Annotated in this window: 15 protein-coding genes and 1 tRNA gene; 3 read left to right on the forward strand and 13 right to left on the reverse strand. The window is 54.6% G+C overall.

The window, feature by feature from the left end; all coding sequences use genetic code 11:
• Positions 1-142: 142 nt before the first annotated feature.
• From TH2_RS17700 to TH2_RS17735, 8 genes are all read right to left on the reverse strand, one after another.
• Positions 143-415 (reverse strand): HU family DNA-binding protein, encoded by a 273-nt coding sequence (locus tag TH2_RS17700; RefSeq protein WP_008891813.1) that lies wholly within the window; start codon positions 413-415, stop codon positions 143-145.
• 263 nt (positions 416-678) lie between these two features.
• Entirely contained in the window at positions 679-3,090 is a 2,412-nt protein-coding gene (gene lon / locus TH2_RS17705) for an endopeptidase La (RefSeq protein WP_008891814.1), read from the reverse strand.
• A 141-nt stretch (positions 3,091-3,231) separates the two neighbouring features.
• On the reverse strand, positions 3,232-4,497 hold the full coding sequence (gene clpX / locus TH2_RS17710) for an ATP-dependent Clp protease ATP-binding subunit ClpX (RefSeq protein WP_008891815.1): 1,266 nt from the start codon (positions 4,495-4,497) through the stop codon (positions 3,232-3,234).
• Between the two features lie 301 nt (positions 4,498-4,798).
• On the reverse strand, positions 4,799-5,428 hold the full coding sequence (gene clpP / locus TH2_RS17715; protein WP_008891816.1) for an ATP-dependent Clp endopeptidase proteolytic subunit ClpP: 630 nt from the start codon (positions 5,426-5,428) through the stop codon (positions 4,799-4,801).
• A gap of 44 nt (positions 5,429-5,472) precedes the next feature.
• On the reverse strand, positions 5,473-6,945 hold the full coding sequence (gene tig, locus TH2_RS17720) for a trigger factor (RefSeq protein ID WP_008891817.1): 1,473 nt from the start codon (positions 6,943-6,945) through the stop codon (positions 5,473-5,475).
• A gap of 113 nt (positions 6,946-7,058) precedes the next feature.
• Positions 7,059-7,143, reverse strand: a tRNA-Leu gene (locus tag TH2_RS17725).
• A 167-nt stretch (positions 7,144-7,310) separates the two neighbouring features.
• Positions 7,311-8,717 carry a malonyl-CoA decarboxylase gene (locus TH2_RS17730; protein WP_008891818.1) on the reverse strand — a complete coding sequence of 469 codons (1,407 nt, stop codon included), beginning with the start codon at positions 8,715-8,717 and terminating at the stop codon, positions 7,311-7,313.
• 149 nt (positions 8,718-8,866) lie between these two features.
• Positions 8,867-10,330, reverse strand: coding sequence for a bifunctional ADP-dependent NAD(P)H-hydrate dehydratase/NAD(P)H-hydrate epimerase (locus tag TH2_RS17735; RefSeq protein WP_008891819.1), 1,464 nt, complete (start codon positions 10,328-10,330; stop codon positions 8,867-8,869).
• Positions 10,331-10,525: 195 nt separating this feature from the next.
• Here TH2_RS17735 and TH2_RS17740 point away from each other — a divergent pair, with 195 nt between their 5' ends.
• Both TH2_RS17740 and TH2_RS17745 read left to right on the forward strand, forming a co-directional pair.
• Complete coding sequence (locus tag TH2_RS17740) at positions 10,526-11,776, forward strand: D-amino acid dehydrogenase (protein WP_008891820.1); 1,251 nt, start codon at positions 10,526-10,528, stop codon at positions 11,774-11,776.
• 35 nt (positions 11,777-11,811) lie between these two features.
• The gene (locus tag TH2_RS17745; protein ID WP_008891821.1) at positions 11,812-12,924 is read left to right on the forward strand and encodes a sensor histidine kinase; all 1,113 of its coding nucleotides are present in this window, start codon (positions 11,812-11,814) and stop codon (positions 12,922-12,924) included.
• Positions 12,925-12,998: 74 nt separating this feature from the next.
• On the opposite strand, the gene TH2_RS17750 is transcribed toward TH2_RS17745, so the two are convergent.
• The 5 genes from TH2_RS17750 to bfr (TH2_RS17770) all read right to left on the reverse strand — a co-directional run bounded on the left by TH2_RS17750 (position 12,999) and on the right by bfr (TH2_RS17770) (position 17,542).
• Positions 12,999-13,475 (reverse strand): c-type cytochrome, encoded by a 477-nt coding sequence (locus tag TH2_RS17750; protein WP_238538731.1) that lies wholly within the window; start codon positions 13,473-13,475, stop codon positions 12,999-13,001.
• Between the two features lie 30 nt (positions 13,476-13,505).
• Positions 13,506-13,895 carry a Cu(I)-responsive transcriptional regulator gene (cueR, locus tag TH2_RS17755; protein WP_008891823.1) on the reverse strand — a complete coding sequence of 130 codons (390 nt, stop codon included), beginning with the start codon at positions 13,893-13,895 and terminating at the stop codon, positions 13,506-13,508.
• A gap of 9 nt (positions 13,896-13,904) precedes the next feature.
• Positions 13,905-16,376 carry a heavy metal translocating P-type ATPase gene (locus tag TH2_RS17760; protein ID WP_008891824.1) on the reverse strand — a complete coding sequence of 824 codons (2,472 nt, stop codon included), beginning with the start codon at positions 16,374-16,376 and terminating at the stop codon, positions 13,905-13,907.
• Positions 16,377-16,552: 176 nt separating this feature from the next.
• Positions 16,553-17,044, reverse strand: a complete 492-nt coding sequence (gene bfr / locus TH2_RS17765; RefSeq protein ID WP_008891825.1) for a bacterioferritin — start codon at positions 17,042-17,044, stop codon at positions 16,553-16,555.
• Between the two features lie 21 nt (positions 17,045-17,065).
• On the reverse strand, positions 17,066-17,542 hold the full coding sequence (gene bfr / locus TH2_RS17770) for a bacterioferritin (RefSeq protein ID WP_008891826.1): 477 nt from the start codon (positions 17,540-17,542) through the stop codon (positions 17,066-17,068).
• A 263-nt stretch (positions 17,543-17,805) separates the two neighbouring features.
• On the opposite strand from bfr (TH2_RS17770), the gene TH2_RS17775 reads away from it, so the two are divergent.
• A complete protein-coding gene (locus tag TH2_RS17775) occupies positions 17,806-19,368 on the forward strand; it encodes a cryptochrome/photolyase family protein (RefSeq protein ID WP_040824548.1) in 1,563 nt (520 codons plus the stop codon).
• Positions 19,369-19,374: the final 6 nt, after the last annotated feature.

Below are 19,374 nucleotides of genomic sequence, written 5' to 3' on the forward strand. Positions count from 1 at the left end.
GAGATGCTCTAACCAGCTGAGCTAATCACCCGTCTTCTTGGGGTCCATTGCCCCGAAGCGGAGCGGAAGATAGCATGGATTTTCCAAAAAGCAATGCCGGTGACGCAAGTCACCGGCATTTTTTAGCTGAACATCGTCAAACTTAGTTGACGGCGTCCTTAAGGCCTTTACCAGCCTTGAACTTCGGCTGTTTCGATGCCGGGATGTCGATTTCTTCACCGGTGCGCGGGTTGCGACCTTTTGAAGCAGCGCGAGCAGCGACAGCGAAGGTACCGAAACCAACCAGACGAACTTCGTCGCCGGATTTCAGAGAATCGGTGATGGAATCGAAAACAGCGTCTACTGCCTTGGCAGCGTCAGCTTTGGACAGATCAGCTTTAGCAGCTACACTTCCAACGAGATCGTTTTTATTCACTTCCTGGCCCCCTTGTTTGGACGTTCGGAGTTATGAGGAAATTTGGTTTGCCCCAAACCTGTTGCATGGGCAGTGTAAGCAGGTCGCAAACAGCTCGTCAATGCGAGAGACGCAGTTTTCTGCGGTTTTTGACGTTTTTTTCGATTTTTTGCGCTTTACACCAATCCCGACATGTTCCTGCGCCGATTCTTGGGCAAAGTTATCCACAGAAAAAGGGGGCCGACAGTGTCGGCCCCCTTGTTTTCTGCGCGTTCTGACGATCCCTAGTGAGTCGTCACACCGCCGATTTCCGATTCTTCGCCGTCCTTGGATTTGACAGCAACGTCATCAACCTCTTCTTCCCACTCGATCGGGACAAGCGGATTGACCAAGGCGTGGCTCAGAACTTCGTCAACATGCGACACCGGAATGATTTCCATGCCGCGTTTGACATTGTCCGGAATCTCTTCGAGATCCTTTTCGTTTTCCTGCGGGATCAGAACGGTTTTCACCCCGCCGCGCAACGCAGCCAAGAGCTTTTCTTTCAAACCGCCAATCGCAAGCACACGGCCACGCAGCGTGACTTCGCCGGTCATCGCAACGTCCTTGCGTACCGGGTTGCCGGTCAGAACCGAAACAACCGAGGTCACCATACCAACGCCGGCCGACGGGCCGTCTTTGGGGGTGGCACCTTCTGGTACGTGAACGTGGATATCCCGTTTCTGGAACAGGGTCGGCTTGATCCCGAAATCAACCGCACGCGAACGGACAAACGAGGTCGCCGCCTGAATCGATTCCGTCATGACTTCACCGAGTTTACCGGTGGTTTTCATGTTGCCCTTGCCCGGGACGGTAACAGATTCGATCTGAAGCAAATCACCACCGAACTCGGTATAGGCAAGACCGGTAACAACACCGACCTGATCTTCACCCTCGGTCTCGCCGAAGCGGAACTTGCGGATACCGGCATATTTGCCAAGTGTGCGCGGGGTGACACGAACCGTTTTCAGGTTTTCAAGCATGATACGCTTGGTCGCCTTACGGGCCAGCTTGGCCAATTCACGTTCGAGGCTACGCACACCGGCTTCACGGGTGTAATAGCGGATCAGATCACGAAGTGCCTCGTCCGAGATACTCCATTCCCCCTTCTTCAGGCCGTTATCCTTGACCTGTTTGGGAATGAGGTGACGTTTGGCGATCTCGACTTTCTCGTCTTCGGTGTAACCGGAAATCCGGATGACTTCCATACGGTCAAGCAGCGGCTGCTGCATGCGAAGCGAGTTGGCCGTGGTGACAAACATCACATCCGAAAGATCGTAATCGACTTCGAGATAGTGATCGTTAAAGGTCGAGTTCTGTTCCGGATCCAATACCTCAAGCAGGGCCGAGGCCGGATCGCCGCGGAAGTCCGAACCCATCTTTTCGATCTCGTCGAGAAGGAAGAGCGGGTTGGAATATTTCGCCTTTTTCATGCCCTGGACAATCTTGCCCGGCATCGACCCGATATAGGTCCGGCGGTGACCGCGGATTTCGGATTCATCGCGAACCCCACCGAGTGACATGCGCACAAAGCTACGCCCGGTCGCATTGGCCATGGACTTGCCAAGCGATGTTTTACCAACACCGGGAGGACCAACGAGGCAAAGGATCGGCCCTTTGACCTTTTTGGTACGCGCCTGAACCGCAAGATATTCAAGGATGCGTTCCTTGACCTTTTCCAGACCGTAATGCTCCTTATCAAGCACCTTCTTGGCCTTTTTCAGGTCATGGGAAACACGCGAACGCTTGTTCCAGGGAATAGACACCATCCAGTCAAGATAGTTGCGCACCACGGTGGCTTCTGCCGACATCGGGCTCATATTGCGCAGTTTCTTGAGCTCTGCCTGTGCCTTTTCCTTGGCTTCCTTGGGCATTTTGGCCTTGTTCAGCTTCTCTTCGATTTCAGAAGCTTCATCCTTGCCATCTTCGCCCTCGCCCAGTTCCTTCTGAATGGCTTTGAGCTGCTCATTCAGATAGTACTCGCGCTGGGTTTTCTCCATCTGGCGTTTGACGCGGTTGCGGATTTTCTTTTCAACCTGCAACACGCCAATTTCGGATTCCATGAAGCCGAAAATACGTTCCAGACGATCGCCAACCAGCTTGGTTTCCAGCAATTCCTGCTTTTCGGAAATCTTGAGCGACAGGTGGGATGCCACCGTATCGGCAAGCTTGGCCGGTTCTTCGATCTGATTGACCGAAACCAGAACTTCAGGCGGAATTTTCTTATTCAGCTTGATGTACTGTTCGAACTGGGTGACGACCGAACGGGCCAGCGCTTCGAGTTCGCTGTCATCCTCGTCACTGTCTTCACGCACCGAACCATAAGCCTGGAAGAATTCCGGGTTATCAACGTAGCCGGTAATTTCGGCACGTTTTCCGCCTTCAACCAATACCTTGACGGTTCCGTCCGGTAGCTTGAGAAGCTGCAAGACAGTTGCGACAGTACCAATTTCATAGAGATCTTCGACAGCCGGGTCATCGAGACCGGCGTCTTTCTGGGTGACAAGCAGGATCTGCTTGTCTTCGCGCATCACATCTTCGAGTGCACGCACCGATTTTTCACGTCCGACAAAAAGCGGAACAATCATGTGCGGGAACACGACAATGTCACGCAACGGCAGCACCGGGTATATTTCGCCACGCGCCAATTCGACCATTATGTTCTTTCCCTACTCTGAGCCGTAACGCTGCTGTGCGGTCCTGCCATAGGCCCCGCCAGCAACGCGAACATGTTTTAGATAATCGTTAGATAATCCGGATTTCCCGCACCGCAATAGTTGCCGGTGCGGGAATTACGTTCAGGCAGTATTTTCAACACCTTCACGACGTTCTGCATGGATCAGCAACGGCTTTGCCTTTCCATTAACGACGTCAGCGTTGATGACGATTTCCTCGACACTTTCCATGGTCGGCAGATCGAACATGGTTTCAAGCAGGATGCCTTCCATGATCGAGCGCAAACCACGCGCACCGGTCTTGCGTTCAATTGCCTTGTCGGCAATCGCCTTGAGCGCATCCGTCTGGAAGGTGAGTTTCACGTCTTCCATATCGAACAGGCGCTGATACTGCTTGATCAGTGCGTTTTTCGGCTCGGTCAAAATCTGGACCAGAGCTTCGTTATCGAGGTCTTCGAGCGTTGCCAGAACCGGCAGACGACCAATGAATTCCGGAATAAGACCGAACTTCAAAAGATCTTCCGGCTCGACTTCGCGCAGAACATCACCAGCACGGCGTTCATCAGGGCCGCGGACATCAGCACCAAAGCCGATTGCGCTGCCCCTGCCACGCTGGGAAATCACCTTGTCCAGGCCAGCGAACGCGCCGCCGACGATGAACAGGATATTGGTGGTGTCGACCTGCAGGAATTCCTGTTGCGGATGTTTCCGGCCGCCCTGCGGCGGAACGGAAGCAACAGTGCCTTCCATGATCTTGAGCAATGCCTGCTGCACGCCCTCGCCCGATACATCACGGGTGATGGACGGGTTGTCAGACTTGCGCGAAATCTTGTCGACTTCGTCGATATAGACGATGCCGCGCTGGGCCCGCTCGACATTGTAGTCAGCAGCCTGCAGCAGCTTGAGAATGATGTTTTCGACATCCTCACCCACATAACCGGCTTCGGTCAGGGTGGTGGCATCCGCCATGGTGAACGGCACATCAAGAATACGTGCCAGGGTCTGGGCCAGAAGCGTTTTACCGCAACCGGTCGGACCAACCAGCATGATGTTCGATTTTGCCAGCTCGATGTCTTCATTCTTGCTGGAATGGTGCAGGCGCTTGTAATGGTTGTGAACCGCGACCGAGAGAACTTTCTTCGCATGGCCCTGACCGATGACATAGTCATCAAGGACCTTGCAAATCTCTTGCGGAGAAGGCACCCCGTCTGCCGATTTGACGAGATGTGTTTTGTGCTCTTCGCGGATGATGTCCATGCAAAGCTCTACGCATTCATCACAGATGAACACGGTTGGACCGGCGATGAGCTTGCGAACCTCGTGCTGGCTCTTTCCACAGAAAGAACAGTACAGAGTGTTCTTGGAGTCCCCGCTATTCGATTTGCTCATACAAACCCCAATTACGTTTGACGTTATCTTTTATCGCCATGTTAGCCGGTAAACGATACCGATCTCAACGTTTAATCTGCGCTTTTCGGCTTTATGGCGTCATGTTTGATATGGGTTCGCTATCTTGGTTGCGAAACCCCTTGCATTAATCACCCAAACGTTCGGGCGGCCAGCAAGTTCCGAACAATAACGCCCAAGCCTGCACATACTCTTGTCTATGACTTAAAACTGCCATGAGGCAAGACATAAAAAAACGCCCCGGCCGATCACCGGGGCGTTTCCACCAATCACACCTGAGTGATCAGTCTTTCTTTTCATCACTTTCCGGCTTCGGACGCGATGTAACGACCTCGTCGATCAGACCAAATTCCTTGGCCTGATCAGGGGTGAGGAAGTTATCACGTTCCATTGCGTCTTCGATGGTCTTGAGATCGCGGCCGGTATGTTCGACATAGATCTCGTTAAGACGCTGACGCAGAGCCAGAATTTCACGGGCATGAATTTCGATGTCCGATGCCTGACCCTGGAAGCCGCCAGACGGCTGGTGGATCATGACGCGTGCATTGGGCAGGCAGTAACGCTTGCCTTTTGCACCGGCCATCAGAAGCAGCGACCCCATGGATGCCGCCTGCCCCATGCACACCGTCGAGACATCGCAACGGATGTACTGCATGGTGTCATAGATGGCGAGACCCGAGGTCACAACACCGCCCGGTGAGTTGATGTAAAGCGAGATATCCTTATCCGGATTTTCCGATTCGAGATGCAGCAACTGCGCACAGATCAGTGACGACATGCCGTCATGGACCTGACCGTTGATGAAAACGATGCGCTCCTTAAGAAGGCGCGAAAAGATGTCATAGGCACGCTCGCCACGGCTGGTCTGTTCAACGACCATCGGTACAAGCGAATTCATCCGTTCTTCAATCATCAACTGCAATCTCCCTGCATGATCCTAAACCGTGTCCGGCCGGATTACTTGTCTTCGGATTTGTCAGCAGCTTTTTTAGCGGCCGGCTTTTTGGCTGCAGCTTTCTTGGCCGGGGCTTTTTTAGCCGGAGCCTTTTTCTCTGCGTCCTTTTTCGCCGGTGCTTTCTTAGCAGCCGATTTCTTCTTCGGAGCTTCGTCTTCCTCTTCCGGCTTCAGAAGGTCTTCAACCGAAACGGTTTTTTCTTCTACCTTGGCGAGTTCGACGATGTAATCAACGACCTTGTCTTCATATACAGGGCCCTGAAGCGCCTGCAAGGCCTGCGGGTTATTTTTATAGAATTCGATAACCTGCTGTTCCTGACCCGGATATTTCTGGGCTTCGGCAACGAGGACCTTGTTGACGTCTTCCTGAGTGACCTGGATCTCATTCTCACGGCCGACTTCTGCAAGCAGAAGACCCAGAAGAACGCGACGTTCTGCGATTTCGCGGAACTCTTCGGTCAGCTCTTCTTCGGACTTGCCTTTGGTTTCGTCGTCTTCCTGTCCAGCTTCACGGGCCTGTTTGATCTGGCCGATGATGCCTTCGAGTTCGTTTTCAACGAGCGACTTCGGCAGTTCGAAGCTGTGGTTTTCAGCCAGCGCGTCAAGAAGCTGACGCTTCATTTTCTGACGGGAAACCGATTCGTATTCGCGGCCAAAGTCCTTGCGGATCGCTTCTTTAAGGGACTCAAGGCTGTCCTGACCGAGTTTCTTGGCCAGTTCATCATCCAGCTCAGCCGGTTTCTTTTCCTTGATTTCCTTGACGGTTACGTCGAACTCAGCGTCTTTGCCTGCGAGTTCGGCAGCACCGTAAGCTTCCGGGAATTTCACTTTGACGACGACTTCGTCACCAGCGTTCACACCGGTCAGCTGATCTTCGAAACCTTCGATGAAGGAACCCGAACCGAGTTCGAGTTCGTAATCTTCGGCTTTGCCGCCTTCGAACGCTTCACCATCGATTTTGCCCAGGAAGTCGATAACAACAACGTCACCGGCTTTGGACTTGCGCTTGCGTGCGAGCGGTGCGGTCGTACCCTGTGCGGATGCGATGCGCTCGAGGGTTTCGTTCACCTTGCTGTCGTCAAGTTCAACGACTTCACGGGTCAGCTTCAGCTTTTTGAAGTCCATTGCTTCGATAGCCGGGATGATTTCGACTGCGATGTCGAATTCCAGATCGCCGCCTTCATCGAATTTGGTGACTTCGATTTTCGGCTGAACAGCCGGGCGCAAGTCATTGTCGTTCAGAACCTTGCCGGTGTTTTCGTTGACAGCGGCTTCAAGGACTTCGCCCATGACAGCCTGGCCGTAACGCTGACGCAGGAGTTTCGCCGGAATCTTGCCCGGACGGAAGCCCGGCAGGCGAACCTGATCCTTGATCTCGTCAAGTTTGGCGACGACTTTTTCTTCGATATGTGCGGCGGGCACGACGACTTTGAACTCGCGCGCCAGGCCTTCGTTTTTGGTTTCAGTAACCTGCATAGATAACTCTTTTGCTTGGTTCGAATAATGTCCGTTACGCGACGCAGTCCGGACGTCAGAAAGTCAATACGACTAAACGAATATGGTACCCGGTCAAATTTTAAGCCTGCTTATGGTACGGGTGAAGGGACTCGAACCCCCACGGATTGCTCCACTGGAACCTAAATCCAGCGCGTCTACCAGTTCCGCCACACCCGCACACAAGCATAGAAATCACTCCGGTCACACCGGAATGAGTGCGCCTTAATACAAACTTCGATCCCCTCATGCAAGCATCGCCTTTTCGACAAACGCAATCTTGTCGAAAATATCCATCAAACAGGGCCTAAATCGGGGGCAATCAGCCGATTTCCGGTGACGCAACCCTAGCGGAAATGACGTTTTACAGCACTGGAAACCGCGATTTTGCCCTGCCCGACGTAACTTTCGTGATTTTTTTCGATGGTCGAAAGGTCATAGAGATAGTTCACCATCATCCCGAATGACTGGTTCCAGCCATTTTCCTTGGCATTGCCGTTCCAGTTCAACCGTTCTACCCGCGCACCGTTGCTCAGATGAAAATGCGCGACCGGGTCAAAGGCGGTGTCCATGCCGGGACGCTTGGCATTCAAAAGATACCACGCCGTCAGGTACTCGATATTTGCGCGTGTGCGCTCCGAAACCCCGTCCGGGCTGGTGGCAGGTGGTTTTGGCCCCAGCAAGTCATCGCAATCGGTCAAGGCGGCCTCAATCGCCTTGGGCAGGCCGGTTTCCTCGCCCTTGGCCATGGCATCAAGCTGCCGGTCCATCCAGCTGCGCAGTGCCGGTATCGGCGACAGGGTAGAAAATTGTTTGAGATGTGGCAGATCACGCTGCAATTGGGCGACCACCCGTTTGATCAGGAAATCGCCAAAGCTGATTCCCGCCAATCCGGCCTGCGCGTTGGAAATAGAATAGAAGATCGCCGTGTCGGGCTTCGTTTCGCTTTTGGGGGCCTTTTCCGTGCCGCCCAAATCGTCATCCTTGCTTTCGATCAGTTCATCGACGTTGCCAGCAATGCCGTTCACAAGCGCGACTTCCACGAAAATAAGCGGCTCGTCAGGCATCCCTGGATGGAAGAAGGCGAAACACCGCCGGTCGGATGCCAGTCGCCGTTTAAGATCATCCCAGCTTTGAATGGCGTGAACCGCTTCATAGGCGATCAGTTTTTCAAGCAGTGCGGCCGGAGAATTCCACGTGATGCGGCTCAGTTCCAGAAAGCCGATATCAAACCAGCTTGCCAGCAGTGTCTTGAGATCGCGTTCCAGAATGGCAAGTCCCGGGGCTTCCTTGCGCCAGCGCAAAAGATCAGCGCGCAGATCAACCAGGAACTTCACACCTTGTGGTAATGAATTGAATTCCTTGAGGATCAAACGGAATGGCGGCACCAGTGCGGCACGCAGTTCGGTTTCAAGCAATGCCTGTTCGGCCAGATCATCAGCCGCCGTCCAATCGGCCATAACAGCCGCAACCCGGTCGCGATCCACCCCGAATTCATTGACCAGAAGATGCAGGAATTCACGTTTCCCCGCATCATCAAGGCGCAAGAAATCATGCCCAAGGGTGGCTGCACGCGCACGAGCCGATACCGCCCCACCCCGCCGTGCCAGACAATCGGCGATCTGTTCGCGCCAACGGTCCTGGCGGGTCTGGCTTTCATCAAAACCAAGGCCACGCACCACCGGGCTATCGCGCAGTTCGCGCCAGGCGCCACGAAGATTATCAAGGGTTCTGTCGAGAAACGTCTGAGACATGCCTGTCTCCCACTCCGATATCAGAAGAACTTCAAATCGTTTCCTCAATGCGTGATGTTCTATCCCGTCACGCCATACCGTTTTTATATCGGGTGATTATACCGCAAGCGCCAGCGGCTGCGGCGACTTCTTATTCACCTTAGTTCACGTCATGCCTTTTTACGTGACGCCAGCCACAGTTCGCGCAAGACAGCCGGAAGATGTTCCGGGATGTCTTCAGCGATCAGTCCCGGCCCAATATCCGCCCCGCTTCGTGCATGAAGCCATACCCCCATGCAGGCGGCATCAAAACTGTCCATGCCCTGTGCCATCAAACCACCAATGATCCCGGCCAACACATCACCCGACCCGGCGGTTGCAAGCCAAGGCACATCGACCGCACTGATGGCTGCCCGCCCGTCGGGGGCAGCAATCACCGTATCAGCCCCCTTGATCAGGACAGTGGCGCTGCAGCGTTTGGCCGCTGCGCGTGCCCGACAAAGCTTGTCGCCGTTGATATCGGGAAACAGGCGGGCAAATTCGCCCTCATGCGGGGTCAGGACGGTCGGGCCTTGCACGGCAAAGCACAAGGTAGACGGATCTTCGGCAAAGCTTGTGAGTGCATCGGCATCAAGCACCGTCGCCCGGCACAGATGCAAAAGTTTCAGAACGAGGGCAAGGGTATCATCACCAACGCCAAATCCCGGCCCGATGACAAAGGCATTATGACGACAGTCATTCACAAGCGCATCAAACGCAGACATCGGGGCGGTCATGTTGCCCGGCGCATCCGATGCGTAGATCGGCAATGCTTGCGCATCTGCCACGATGGTCAGAAGCCCCACACCGGATCGGCGTGCGGCGCGTGCCACAAGGCGCGTTGCCCCGGTCATGGTCGCGCCGCCAAAGGCCAAAAGATGCCCGCGATGGTATTTGTGGCCTTCAAGCCCAGGCCAATGGATGCCAGCCCGCCACAAAACCGGATCGTTTCGCCAACAGGCTGGCGCAATATCAAGCACCGTCTGATCGGTGATGCCGATATCGCGCACGGCCAGTTCGCCGCACATCAAACGCCCCGGCAAAAGATAATGCCCGGGCTTCGCCCGACAAAACGTCACGGTCAGGTCGGCCTTCACCGCAACGCCCAGAACCATACCGGTATTGCCATCAACCCCCGATGGCACATCGACCGCAACAACGCTGCACGGGCTTGAATTGATTGTGGTGACAAGTTCGGCGATATCGCCGGTGATGTCGCGTGCAAGCCCGGCCCCGAAGATGCAATCAACCACCAGATCCGCGCCGACAACAAGTGCGGGTGAAAGAAGTTCGGTCGCCCCTTCCCAGCGGGCGGCATGCAAGGCCGCGTCCCCTTTTAGGTCAGCAACATCGCCCATCAGCCCCAAACGCACCGACCAGCCTTCATCGCGCAGAAGCTTGGCAATGGCAAAACCGTCACCACCGTTGTTGCCGGGGCCACACAAAACCGATACGGAACGCGGTGACCAATGACGGATGATTTCCTCAAACACGGCGCGACCGGCATTTTGCATCAAAACGTCGCCGGGAATGCCGCCTTCGATTGTGCGGCGGTCTGCTTCGTACATTTGATCGGTTGTCAGGATTTCAAACATTTCACCCCGTCATCCTTGTCGTGAACTTCCGGTCTGCGTTGTTTATCAAGACAGCATTTAAAACAGGTCCAGTCGACTGTAGCCATTTAAATTTCACCCCACTATAGTGCAGCGAAATTCGCATGTCGGATAGTTGGCAGAAAGGCTGACCATCAGACCGCAACACGAAACTTTCCGCAGCAAGGCTTTGCCCGCATGCATGTAGTCGTCATGGGCGCCGGGGTCATCGGGACAACGGCGGCCTGGTATCTTTTGCAAAATGGTCATCAGGTTACGGTCGTTGATCGCCGGCATGCCAGCGCGCAGGAAACAAGCTTTGCCAATGGCGGTCAGATTTCCGCCTGTCACGCCACACCCTGGGCGAATGCATCCACGCCCAAGCAAATCCTGGGCTGGCTTGGCCGGGAAGAAGCGCCGCTTCTGTTTCGAATGCGCTTTGACCCGCAGCTGTTTTCATGGGGCCTGCGGTTCTTGCGCAACTGCACCGATGCACGGGCCAAGATCAATCTGGAAAAGGCGCTTCGCGTTGCGATCTATAGCCGCGATTGCCTGCGCGCGCTTCGCGACGAGCTTGATCTTGAATACGATCATAGCACACGTGGCATCCTGCATATCTGCCGCACTGAGCAAGACATGGCCGCGGTCGAAAAGGCCACTGCCCAAATGCAGGAATACGGGCTTAAACGTCGACTTGTATCGTCCGAGGAATGTCTTACCATCGAGCCTGCCCTGCGCGATGCCACAGCACCGATCATAGGCGGCAGCTTTACGCCCGACGATGAAAGCGGTGATGCACGTAAATTCACCGAGCGTCTGAGCGCACATTGCATTGCCAAGGGCGCATCGTTTCACTTCAATACCAACATCACCGGCCTTGTACATGATCAGCGCAAGATCACCAGCGTTCAAACCGACAAGGGTGACATCCATGCGGATGCATTTCTGGTGTGTCTGGGCAGCTACAGCCCGTTGATGCTAGCCCCGCTTGGCATCAAATTGCCGATTTATCCGTGCAAGGGATACTCGATCAGCATCAATACCACCGGCTATTCCGGGGCACCGGAAACGGCCCTGATCGATGACAGTGTGAAAATGGTGTATTCGCGTCTTGGAACACACCTTCGAGTTGCAGGCACGGCGGAGCTTGATGGCTATAACCTGCGGATGTCGCCACGCCGCCAAAAACTTATCGTTGATAAAGCACTGGAATTATTCCCGAATTCCGGTGATCGTTCCAGCATCGATTTCTGGTCGGGTTTGCGGCCGGTAACGCCTGATTCTGCCCCTGTTCTTGGGGATACGAAGTATGCTAATCTATACCTTAATACGGGGCATGGGACGTTGGGTTGGACGATGAGTTGCGGATCAGCAAAAGCAGTCGCCGATCTCATCAGCGACAAGACCCCTGACATCTCTCTGGCGGGGCTGGGTATCGACCGCTTTTAGCGGACGACCTGATTATTATGGGATCACGGGCTGACATGACCAGCAACACACCAATTGGTTCAACCAATGTGCCATTGGCCGACCAGGTTGTTCTGAACGCCCTGCCCTATGCCGCCGTCATATGCGACCGCAACGGCATCGTTATGCAATGTAACGAGGCCATCGCGCGTTTGATCGGCGTTTCGCGTGATCGCATGCTGGGCCGCAAGGCCGGTTTCATTTCCAAAGGCCTGATGAGCGATATCGAAGATGTGTTTTCTTCGGGCCGGACCTGGCGCGGCGATATCATTCTGGTCGGTGCCGCCAAGGAAAGCCACGTCTGCGATCTTTCCATCGCGCCGCTTGAATATTGCCAGAACAATGAAACGCGCACCGCGGTGCTGATGACGTTGCTTGAAAATGACCGTCAGGCACAGGCCGAACGCACCTTGATGGAACAAAACCGCAATCAGTCAGATGCCAACGCGTCAAAATCCGACTTTATCGCCAATATGGGCCATGAATTGCGCACACCGCTTAATGCGATTATCGGCAACTCCGAACTGATTGCGCACGGGGTTCTTGGCGATCTCCCCGACGGGTACCGCGAATGTGGCCGCGACGTTTACGAGGCGGGCAAGCATCTGCTTGAACTGGTCAATAATGTTTTGGACGTGTCAAAGCTGTCGGCCGGTTCGATGACCTTGCAGCTTGAAGAGGCCGACCTTGGTTCGGTAATACGCGATGCCGCCCGACTTGTCGGGGATGATATTTCGCGTCGCAGCCATCAATTGCAGTTCGATCTGCCTGAACAGCCGGTATCGATGCTGTGTGACAAGCTGAAACTCAAACAGATATTGATCAATATCCTGAGTAATGCGGCAAAATTCACACCCGAACACGGCAAGATCCGCATCGGACTGACCACAACCGACGAAGACGTCACCTTTGCGATCGAGGATAATGGTGTCGGCATGAGCCCGAATGACATTCCCCGGGCGCTGGCCCGGTTCTCGCAGCTTCATCCATCCGGGGTGAAGGAAAGTGTCGGCACCGGTCTTGGCCTGCCGCTGGCCAAGCTTCTGGTGGAGCTGCATGGTGGTCGGCTTAGTATCGAAAGCGACCTTGGCAAGGGCACGACCGTGCGCATTACCCTGCCCCGGCCGTAACATGATATCGTTAACTCTGTATATCAAAAGACCCGCTTGGACATGTCCGAGGCGGGTCTTTTGATCTTCAGGCCTTATTGGGCCGCAGATTGATTGATCTGGTCGTGCCGTGCGATGACGTCCTTGGGCCAGCGGCTTTTGATATAAGACAGGCTGGCAATGATTTCCTCGTCGCTCAGCACACCCTCATAGCCCTGCATCGCTGATTTATAATCGCCCCCGGCCATTGCTGCCGGTCCGTATTTGGTCAGTTCAAACAACACCTGATCGGGATGATGCCAGGTATGGCCGGTTTCGTCGTGGGGCGGCGCCGGAAGCAAACCGTCAGGACCGCGTTCCCGCCAATTGGCTTCGCCCTCAAGTCTTGCACCGTGGCAGGACGCACAATTTGCGTCATAGATCTTCTTGCCCTGCGCAACCAGTTGCAGATCATCGGGACGCAACGACACATCCTGATCCGCGATCCCGCCCGGGCCAAAGAATGTGACGATGCCATACATAATCGCCGCACCGACAAGCGCGCCAAGCGCCATAACACCTTTATTCTTCAATGTGCTCTCTCATTCTTTTGTGTTTCGGGATCACGCCTTGCGGGCGAGATCATTGATGATCGGGCAGTTCGGACGATCATCGCCATGACAGGACTGCACAAGGTCGGAAAGTGTATCGCGCAGGCTTTGAAGTTCGGCGATCTTGCGTTCGATCTCTGCCAGATGGGTTTTGGCGATTTCCTTTACATCGGAAGAGGCACGGTTGCGGTCCTCGTAAAGTGACAGCAACACCCGGCAATCTTCGACCGAAAACCCCAGCCCGCGGGCACGTTGCAGGAACCGCAATTTGTGCAGATCATTTTCGTCATAGTCACGATACCCGTTGGCCAGGCGCCCCGGCGAAACCAGACCGATATCCTCGTAATAACGGATGGTTTTCGCCGGAAGTCCGCATTCAGTCGCGGCGTCAGAAATGTTCATCGCCCTCTCCTATTTCCGGACTGTCCAGCGCCGCAATGTCAGCGAGTTACCAACAACCGAGACGGAGCTGAGCGCCATCGCCGCACCGGCAATCGCCGGGCTCAGAACACCGAATGCTGCCAACGGAACACCCACCACGTTATAGGCAAAGGCCCAGAACAGGTTCTGTGCGATTTTGCGGCGCGTGGCGATCGAAATATCAATCGCGGCAGACACAAGTGCCGGATCAGACCGCATCAGGGTGATGCCAGCCGTTTCCATGGCAACATCGGTGCCACCGCCCATGGCGATACCGACATCGGCCGCCGCCAGTGCCGGGGCATCATTGATGCCGTCACCAACCATGGCGACATGACGGCCTTCCTTGCGGAGTTTTTCGACTTCACGTGCCTTGTCCTGCGGGCGAATACGGCCTTCGCCGCGTTCCAGGCCAAGTTCGCGCGCCACATGGCTTGCGACATCCTGACTGTCGCCCGACAACATGATCGATGAAATGCCGCGTGCCTTCAGATCGGCAATCGCCTGTTTGGCACCTTCACGAATGCGATCCTCAAGGGTCAGGTAACCGGCAAACGTGCCATCAATCGCAACCAGAATAACGGTTCTGCCTTCGCCTTCGTGTTTCTTGATGTCCTTTGCCAGATCCTGCGGCGGACCTGCGATATCAAGATCACTCAGCAAGGCTTCGCTGCCAATGGCGATCTTGTGCTTTTCGACATCGGCCATGACACCGGCACCGGTTTTGCCCTTGAAGTTATCGATATCAGGCAGTGATACGCCTTCATCCTTGGCGATCGAGACAACCGCACGCGCCAGGGGATGTTCACTGGCGGCCTGAACGGCTGCTGTCAGGCGCAGCAACTCATTACGGTCAACACCCTCAACCGGGCAGATATCGCGCACGGTCGGCGTACCTTCCGTCAGGGTTCCGGTTTTATCAAAGATGACGGTATCGACATTGTGGGCCTGTTCAAGTGCCTCGAAATTGCGGATCAGAATGCCGTTGCGCGCAGCACTGCCGGTCCCAGCCACCAGCGCAGTCGGCGTCGCCAGACCAAGCGCACAAGGACATGCAATCACCAGCACGGAGACGGCGGCAACGATCGATGCCTCTGCGCCAAAGCCGGTAAACAACCATGCGGCCAAGGTCAGCAGTGCAATGACAACCACAATCGGCACAAAGACGGCCGATACCCGGTCGACAAGCTTCTGAACCGGGGCCTTGCCGGTCTGGGCCTTTTCAACCAGGCGAATGATGCGCGACAGCGTCGTATCATCGCCAACGGCACTGACTTCGATCTCAAGACGTCCGGTGCCATTCACCGCGCCACCAACGACCGTATCGCCACTAACGCGCGCCACAGGTCGGGTTTCCCCGGTGATCAGGCTTTCATCCAGTTCACTTTCACCGGCATGAACCTTGCCATCGACCGGCACACGTTCGCCCGGCAGGACGCGAACGATATCGCCGACCGAAAGACTTTCAATCGCAACATCCTGTTCGCCTTCGCCCGCGACCACCTTGCGCGCACGCCGTGGACGCAGCGCCATCAATTCACGAATGGCGGCTGATGCCCCGCGTTTGGCGCGTTCTTCCATGATTTTGCCCGCAAGGATCAGGGTAATGATCGCAGCCGATGCTTCAAAGTAAAGATGGGTCTGACCGGCATTGGCCGTCAGCATGTTATAGAGGCTGAGGAAATAGGCCGCCGATGTCCCGAGTGCGACCAGCACATCCATATTGGCGCTGCGATGGCGCAGGGCCGCGTAGGCCCCCTGATAGAAGCGCGCACCGATATAGAACTGAACCGGGGTTGCAAGCGCAAGTTCAACCCATGCCGGCAGATGATAGGACACACCAAGGTTCATCCAGACCATCTGTAAAACCAGTGGTGCGGTCAGCAATGCCGATACCGCAAGAAGGATCAGGGATTTGTCCTGTTTCTTTTCGTTGCGGGCCGCCTCGTCTGCGTCACCGTCTTCGGATCCGGATTTATTGCGTGACGTTGCGTGATAGCCGGCATCCTCGATCGCCTTGATCGCGATGGCATCATTGACCTTGTCTGATACTGCCGAGATATCGGCACGTTCCAGCGCGAAATTGACACTGGCTTCGGTGACGCCCGGCAATGCGGAAAGTGCCTTTTCAACCCGCAAGGCACAGTTCGCGCATGTCATGCCATCGACATCAAAGGAAAGCTGCCGGGTCACGACGCTATAGCCTGAATCCGCCACCGCCTCGGCGATTTTGGATGTATCAAGCTTGCTGTCGTCAAAATGCACATTTGCACTGTTGAGTGCAAAGTTCACGGTGACATCAGAAACACCATCAAGACCAGCAATGGCCTTTTCAACGCGCCCCGCACAGTTTGCACAGGTCATGCCTTCGATCTCAAGGTTCACTTCGCTGGTATTGGCAGTCGGCTGCACGGATGCCCCACCGCCTGCTGCGGTATCGTACTCGTCTGTTCGGCGATCCATATCACGCACCTCAAAAAAAGGGGTTATTACAAGATATGGGGCACGATAGACCTTCCAGCAACTGGAAGGTCAAGATAAAAAAGCGACATATAAAAACGCAGGGCTAAGCCTCTGATACCAAAAAGAAAGCCCCGGACATTGCCGGGGCCTTCTGAAAATTATTTGCTGGCTGATGATCAGCCTTCCGGGCTTGGTTCGCCAGCTGCGCGGAACTGGATGTAGTTCGGCAGGCCCATCATGTCGATCAGGCGGATCTGCTGTTCCAGCCAATAGGCGTGATCTTCTTCGCTGTCATCAAGCAGTGCGACCAGCATCTGACGGGTCTGGAAATCGTCCTCTGCCTCGGCGATCTTGATCGCCTTTTTCAGAAGATTGATCACATGATATTCGTGTTCGAGATCGTTTTTCATCATCTCGGGCACGGTTTTGCCGATCTTGATCGGTTCACGCGATGCGGTATCGGGCACGCCTTCAAGGAACAGGATACGCTCGATCAAACGCTTTGCGTGTTCGAGTTCCTCATCCTTTTCGTGATGCATGCGTTCATACAGCGAATGCAGCCCCCAATCGGCATACATTTCAGCATGTGTGTTGTACTGGTCGGCCGCCGACAGTTCGGCAGTGAGCTGTTTGTTCAGCGCGGCGAGGACCTTTTTACTACCCTTCATGGCGTAATACTCCTGATCTGATTAGTCGCCGTCGCCTGAACGGCTCTGGATGTAGTTTGCAATCCCGACATTTTCGAGCTGCCATTCTTCGGTCTCAAGCCAATCAACGTGCTCTTCCTGTTCTTCCAGGAATTTCACAAGCAGATCGCGCGTCACAAAGTCCTCGGCCTTTTCACAGGCGGTGATGGCTTCGCGCAGAAGCGGCAGAGACGCCAATTCAAACTTCATGTCACAGCTGATGATCTCTTCGACATTTTCGCCGATCATCAGTTTGTTGAGGTTCTGGAGGTTGGGAAGACCTTCAAGAAACAGAATGCGCTCAATCGTGTCGTCAGCGCGTTTCATTTCCTTGATCGAGAGCTTGTACTCATACTCGCCCATTTCTTCCACGCCCCAGTCCCGCAGCATTCTGGCATGCAGGAAATACTGGTTAATCGCAGTCAACTGGTTGGTCAGAATGCGATTAAGATATGTGATGATCTTGGGATCACCTTTCATCATGGCTCTCCTGATGGTTGGGCTATGCAGATAGTGGGAATCCACCCGGCTTGTTTCAAGGAAAAAACGCGCCTTTGATTACCATTATCAATAATTTAGCCGATTTTTCCGAAATAAGCCAGTTGGGGTGAATGACTAAAAATCATTCGCACGGATTTCCCTGAGAATGAAAATCGGTTCGGCGAAATTGCCCTTCGCAAAGATCTTGTGCCCGGATGTTTTCGTACGACTCGCAACTGCCGTGCAATCGATTGAAGCAAAACATGAAGCCGCACTTTCAAACCATTCGTTTCATCCTTGGGGATCAACTGACACCGTCGCTTTCAAGCCTGAAGGACGCCGATCCCAATCAGGACCTGATCGTCATGGCAGAGCCGCATGATGAGGCCACCTATGTCCCCCATCACCGCCAAAAAATCGTGCTGATCCTGTCTGCGATGCGCCACTTTGCCGAGGAATTGCGCGAAAACGGATTTCACGTCGCGTATTTTGACTATCAAAACCATCCGACCAAATCCTTCACCGATGCCCTGAAAGCGGCCGTTACCGAACACGACATCAAGGAAGTCATCATCACCGAGCCCGGTGAATGGCGGGTCAAACATGAAATCGATACATGGTCCGAAGACCTCGATATCTCGGTTGATGTGCGCGCCGATGACCGGTTCTTTGCCCCGCTTTCAGCATTCGCGGATTTCGCCAAGGACCGCAAGGAACTGAGGATGGAGTATTTCTATCGCGGTTTGCGGCGCGATACCGGCATTCTTATGGAACCCGATGGCAAGCCGGTTGGCGGGCAGTGGAACTTTGATCACGATAACCGTAAAAGCCTGCCCGATGATGTGACGCCACCAACGCCAAAGACATTTGCACCTGACAAGATCACGCAAGGTTTGCTTGATCGCGTATGCGATGATTTTCCCGATGCGCTGGGGGATGTTGCGTCATTCGGCTGGCCGGTCACGCGCAAGGATGCGCTTGCGGCACTTGATCATTTCATCAAGCATCGCTTGGCGCAGTTTGGCGATTACCAGGATGCGATGACGGTCAAAAGCGCCACCCTTTATCATTCCCTGATCAGCCCGTGCCTTAATACCGGGCTGTTGTTGCCTGATGAAGTCTGCCGGGCGGCCGAGAAGGCCTATCATGAGGGCAAGGCACCGCTGAACGCGGTTGAGGGGTTTATTCGCCAGATCCTTGGCTGGCGGGAATATGTCCGCGGGCTTTACTGGTATCTTGGTCCGGATTACGGCAGCGGTAATCATTTTGATGCCAAACGCCCCCTGCCCGGTTTTTTCTGGGATGGAGATGCGCCAATGAATTGCCTGAAACAGGCGATTGGGGAAACGCTTGAAAATGCTTATGCCCATCACATTCAGCGTTTGATGGTGATTGGCAATTTTTCCCTGCTGGCCGGGCTTGATCCCAAAGAAGTCTGCGACTGGTATCTGGCGGTCTATATCGACGCGTTTGAGTGGGTTGAGCTTCCCAACACCTTTGGCATGGCGCTTTATGCCGATGGCGGCAAGATGGCATCAAAGCCCTATGCCGCCAGTGGCAAATATATCGACCGCATGTCTGATTACTGTAAGGACTGCCAGTACAACCCGCGCAACAATACCGGCACGGATGCCTGTCCGTTCAACGCGCTTTATTGGCACTTTTTGGATCGCAACGCCGACAAGCTTGGCAACAATCCGCGCCTCGGCATGCCATACCGCAACTGGGCCCGCATGAAGGACGACAAAAAGCGCGATCTGATCGCACAGGCCGACGCGTTTTTAAGCAAACTTGATGATGGCAAGCTTGATACCGGATCAGAATAAGGCAGC

The sequence above is a fragment of the Thalassospira profundimaris WP0211 genome (assembly GCF_000300275.1).
Classification (GTDB): Bacteria; Pseudomonadota; Alphaproteobacteria; order Rhodospirillales; family Thalassospiraceae; genus Thalassospira; species Thalassospira profundimaris.

Bases quoted from the DNA above. Each gene is read 5' to 3' on its own strand.
- lon (WP_008891814.1), bottom strand. From the start codon at position 3,090: ATGGTCGAATTGGCGCGTGGCGAAATATACCCGGTGCTGCCGTTGCGT.
- clpX (WP_008891815.1), bottom strand. From the start codon at position 4,497: ATGAGCAAATCGAATAGCGGGGACTCCAAGAACACTCTGTACTGTTCT.
- clpP (WP_008891816.1), bottom strand. From the start codon at position 5,428: ATGATTGAAGAACGGATGAATTCGCTTGTACCGATGGTCGTTGAACAG.
- tig (WP_008891817.1), bottom strand. From the start codon at position 6,945: ATGCAGGTTACTGAAACCAAAAACGAAGGCCTGGCGCGCGAGTTCAAA.
- TH2_RS17730 (WP_008891818.1), bottom strand. From the start codon at position 8,717: ATGTCTCAGACGTTTCTCGACAGAACCCTTGATAATCTTCGTGGCGCC.
- TH2_RS17735 (WP_008891819.1), bottom strand. From the start codon at position 10,330: ATGTTTGAAATCCTGACAACCGATCAAATGTACGAAGCAGACCGCCGC.
- TH2_RS17740 (WP_008891820.1), top strand. From the start codon at position 10,526: ATGCATGTAGTCGTCATGGGCGCCGGGGTCATCGGGACAACGGCGGCC.
- TH2_RS17745 (WP_008891821.1), top strand. From the start codon at position 11,812: ATGACCAGCAACACACCAATTGGTTCAACCAATGTGCCATTGGCCGAC.
- cueR (WP_008891823.1), bottom strand. From the start codon at position 13,895: ATGAACATTTCTGACGCCGCGACTGAATGCGGACTTCCGGCGAAAACC.
- TH2_RS17760 (WP_008891824.1), bottom strand. From the start codon at position 16,376: ATGGATCGCCGAACAGACGAGTACGATACCGCAGCAGGCGGTGGGGCA.
- bfr (WP_008891825.1), bottom strand. From the start codon at position 17,044: ATGAAGGGTAGTAAAAAGGTCCTCGCCGCGCTGAACAAACAGCTCACT.
- bfr (WP_008891826.1), bottom strand. From the start codon at position 17,542: ATGAAAGGTGATCCCAAGATCATCACATATCTTAATCGCATTCTGACC.
- TH2_RS17775 (WP_040824548.1), top strand. From the start codon at position 17,806: ATGAAGCCGCACTTTCAAACCATTCGTTTCATCCTTGGGGATCAACTG.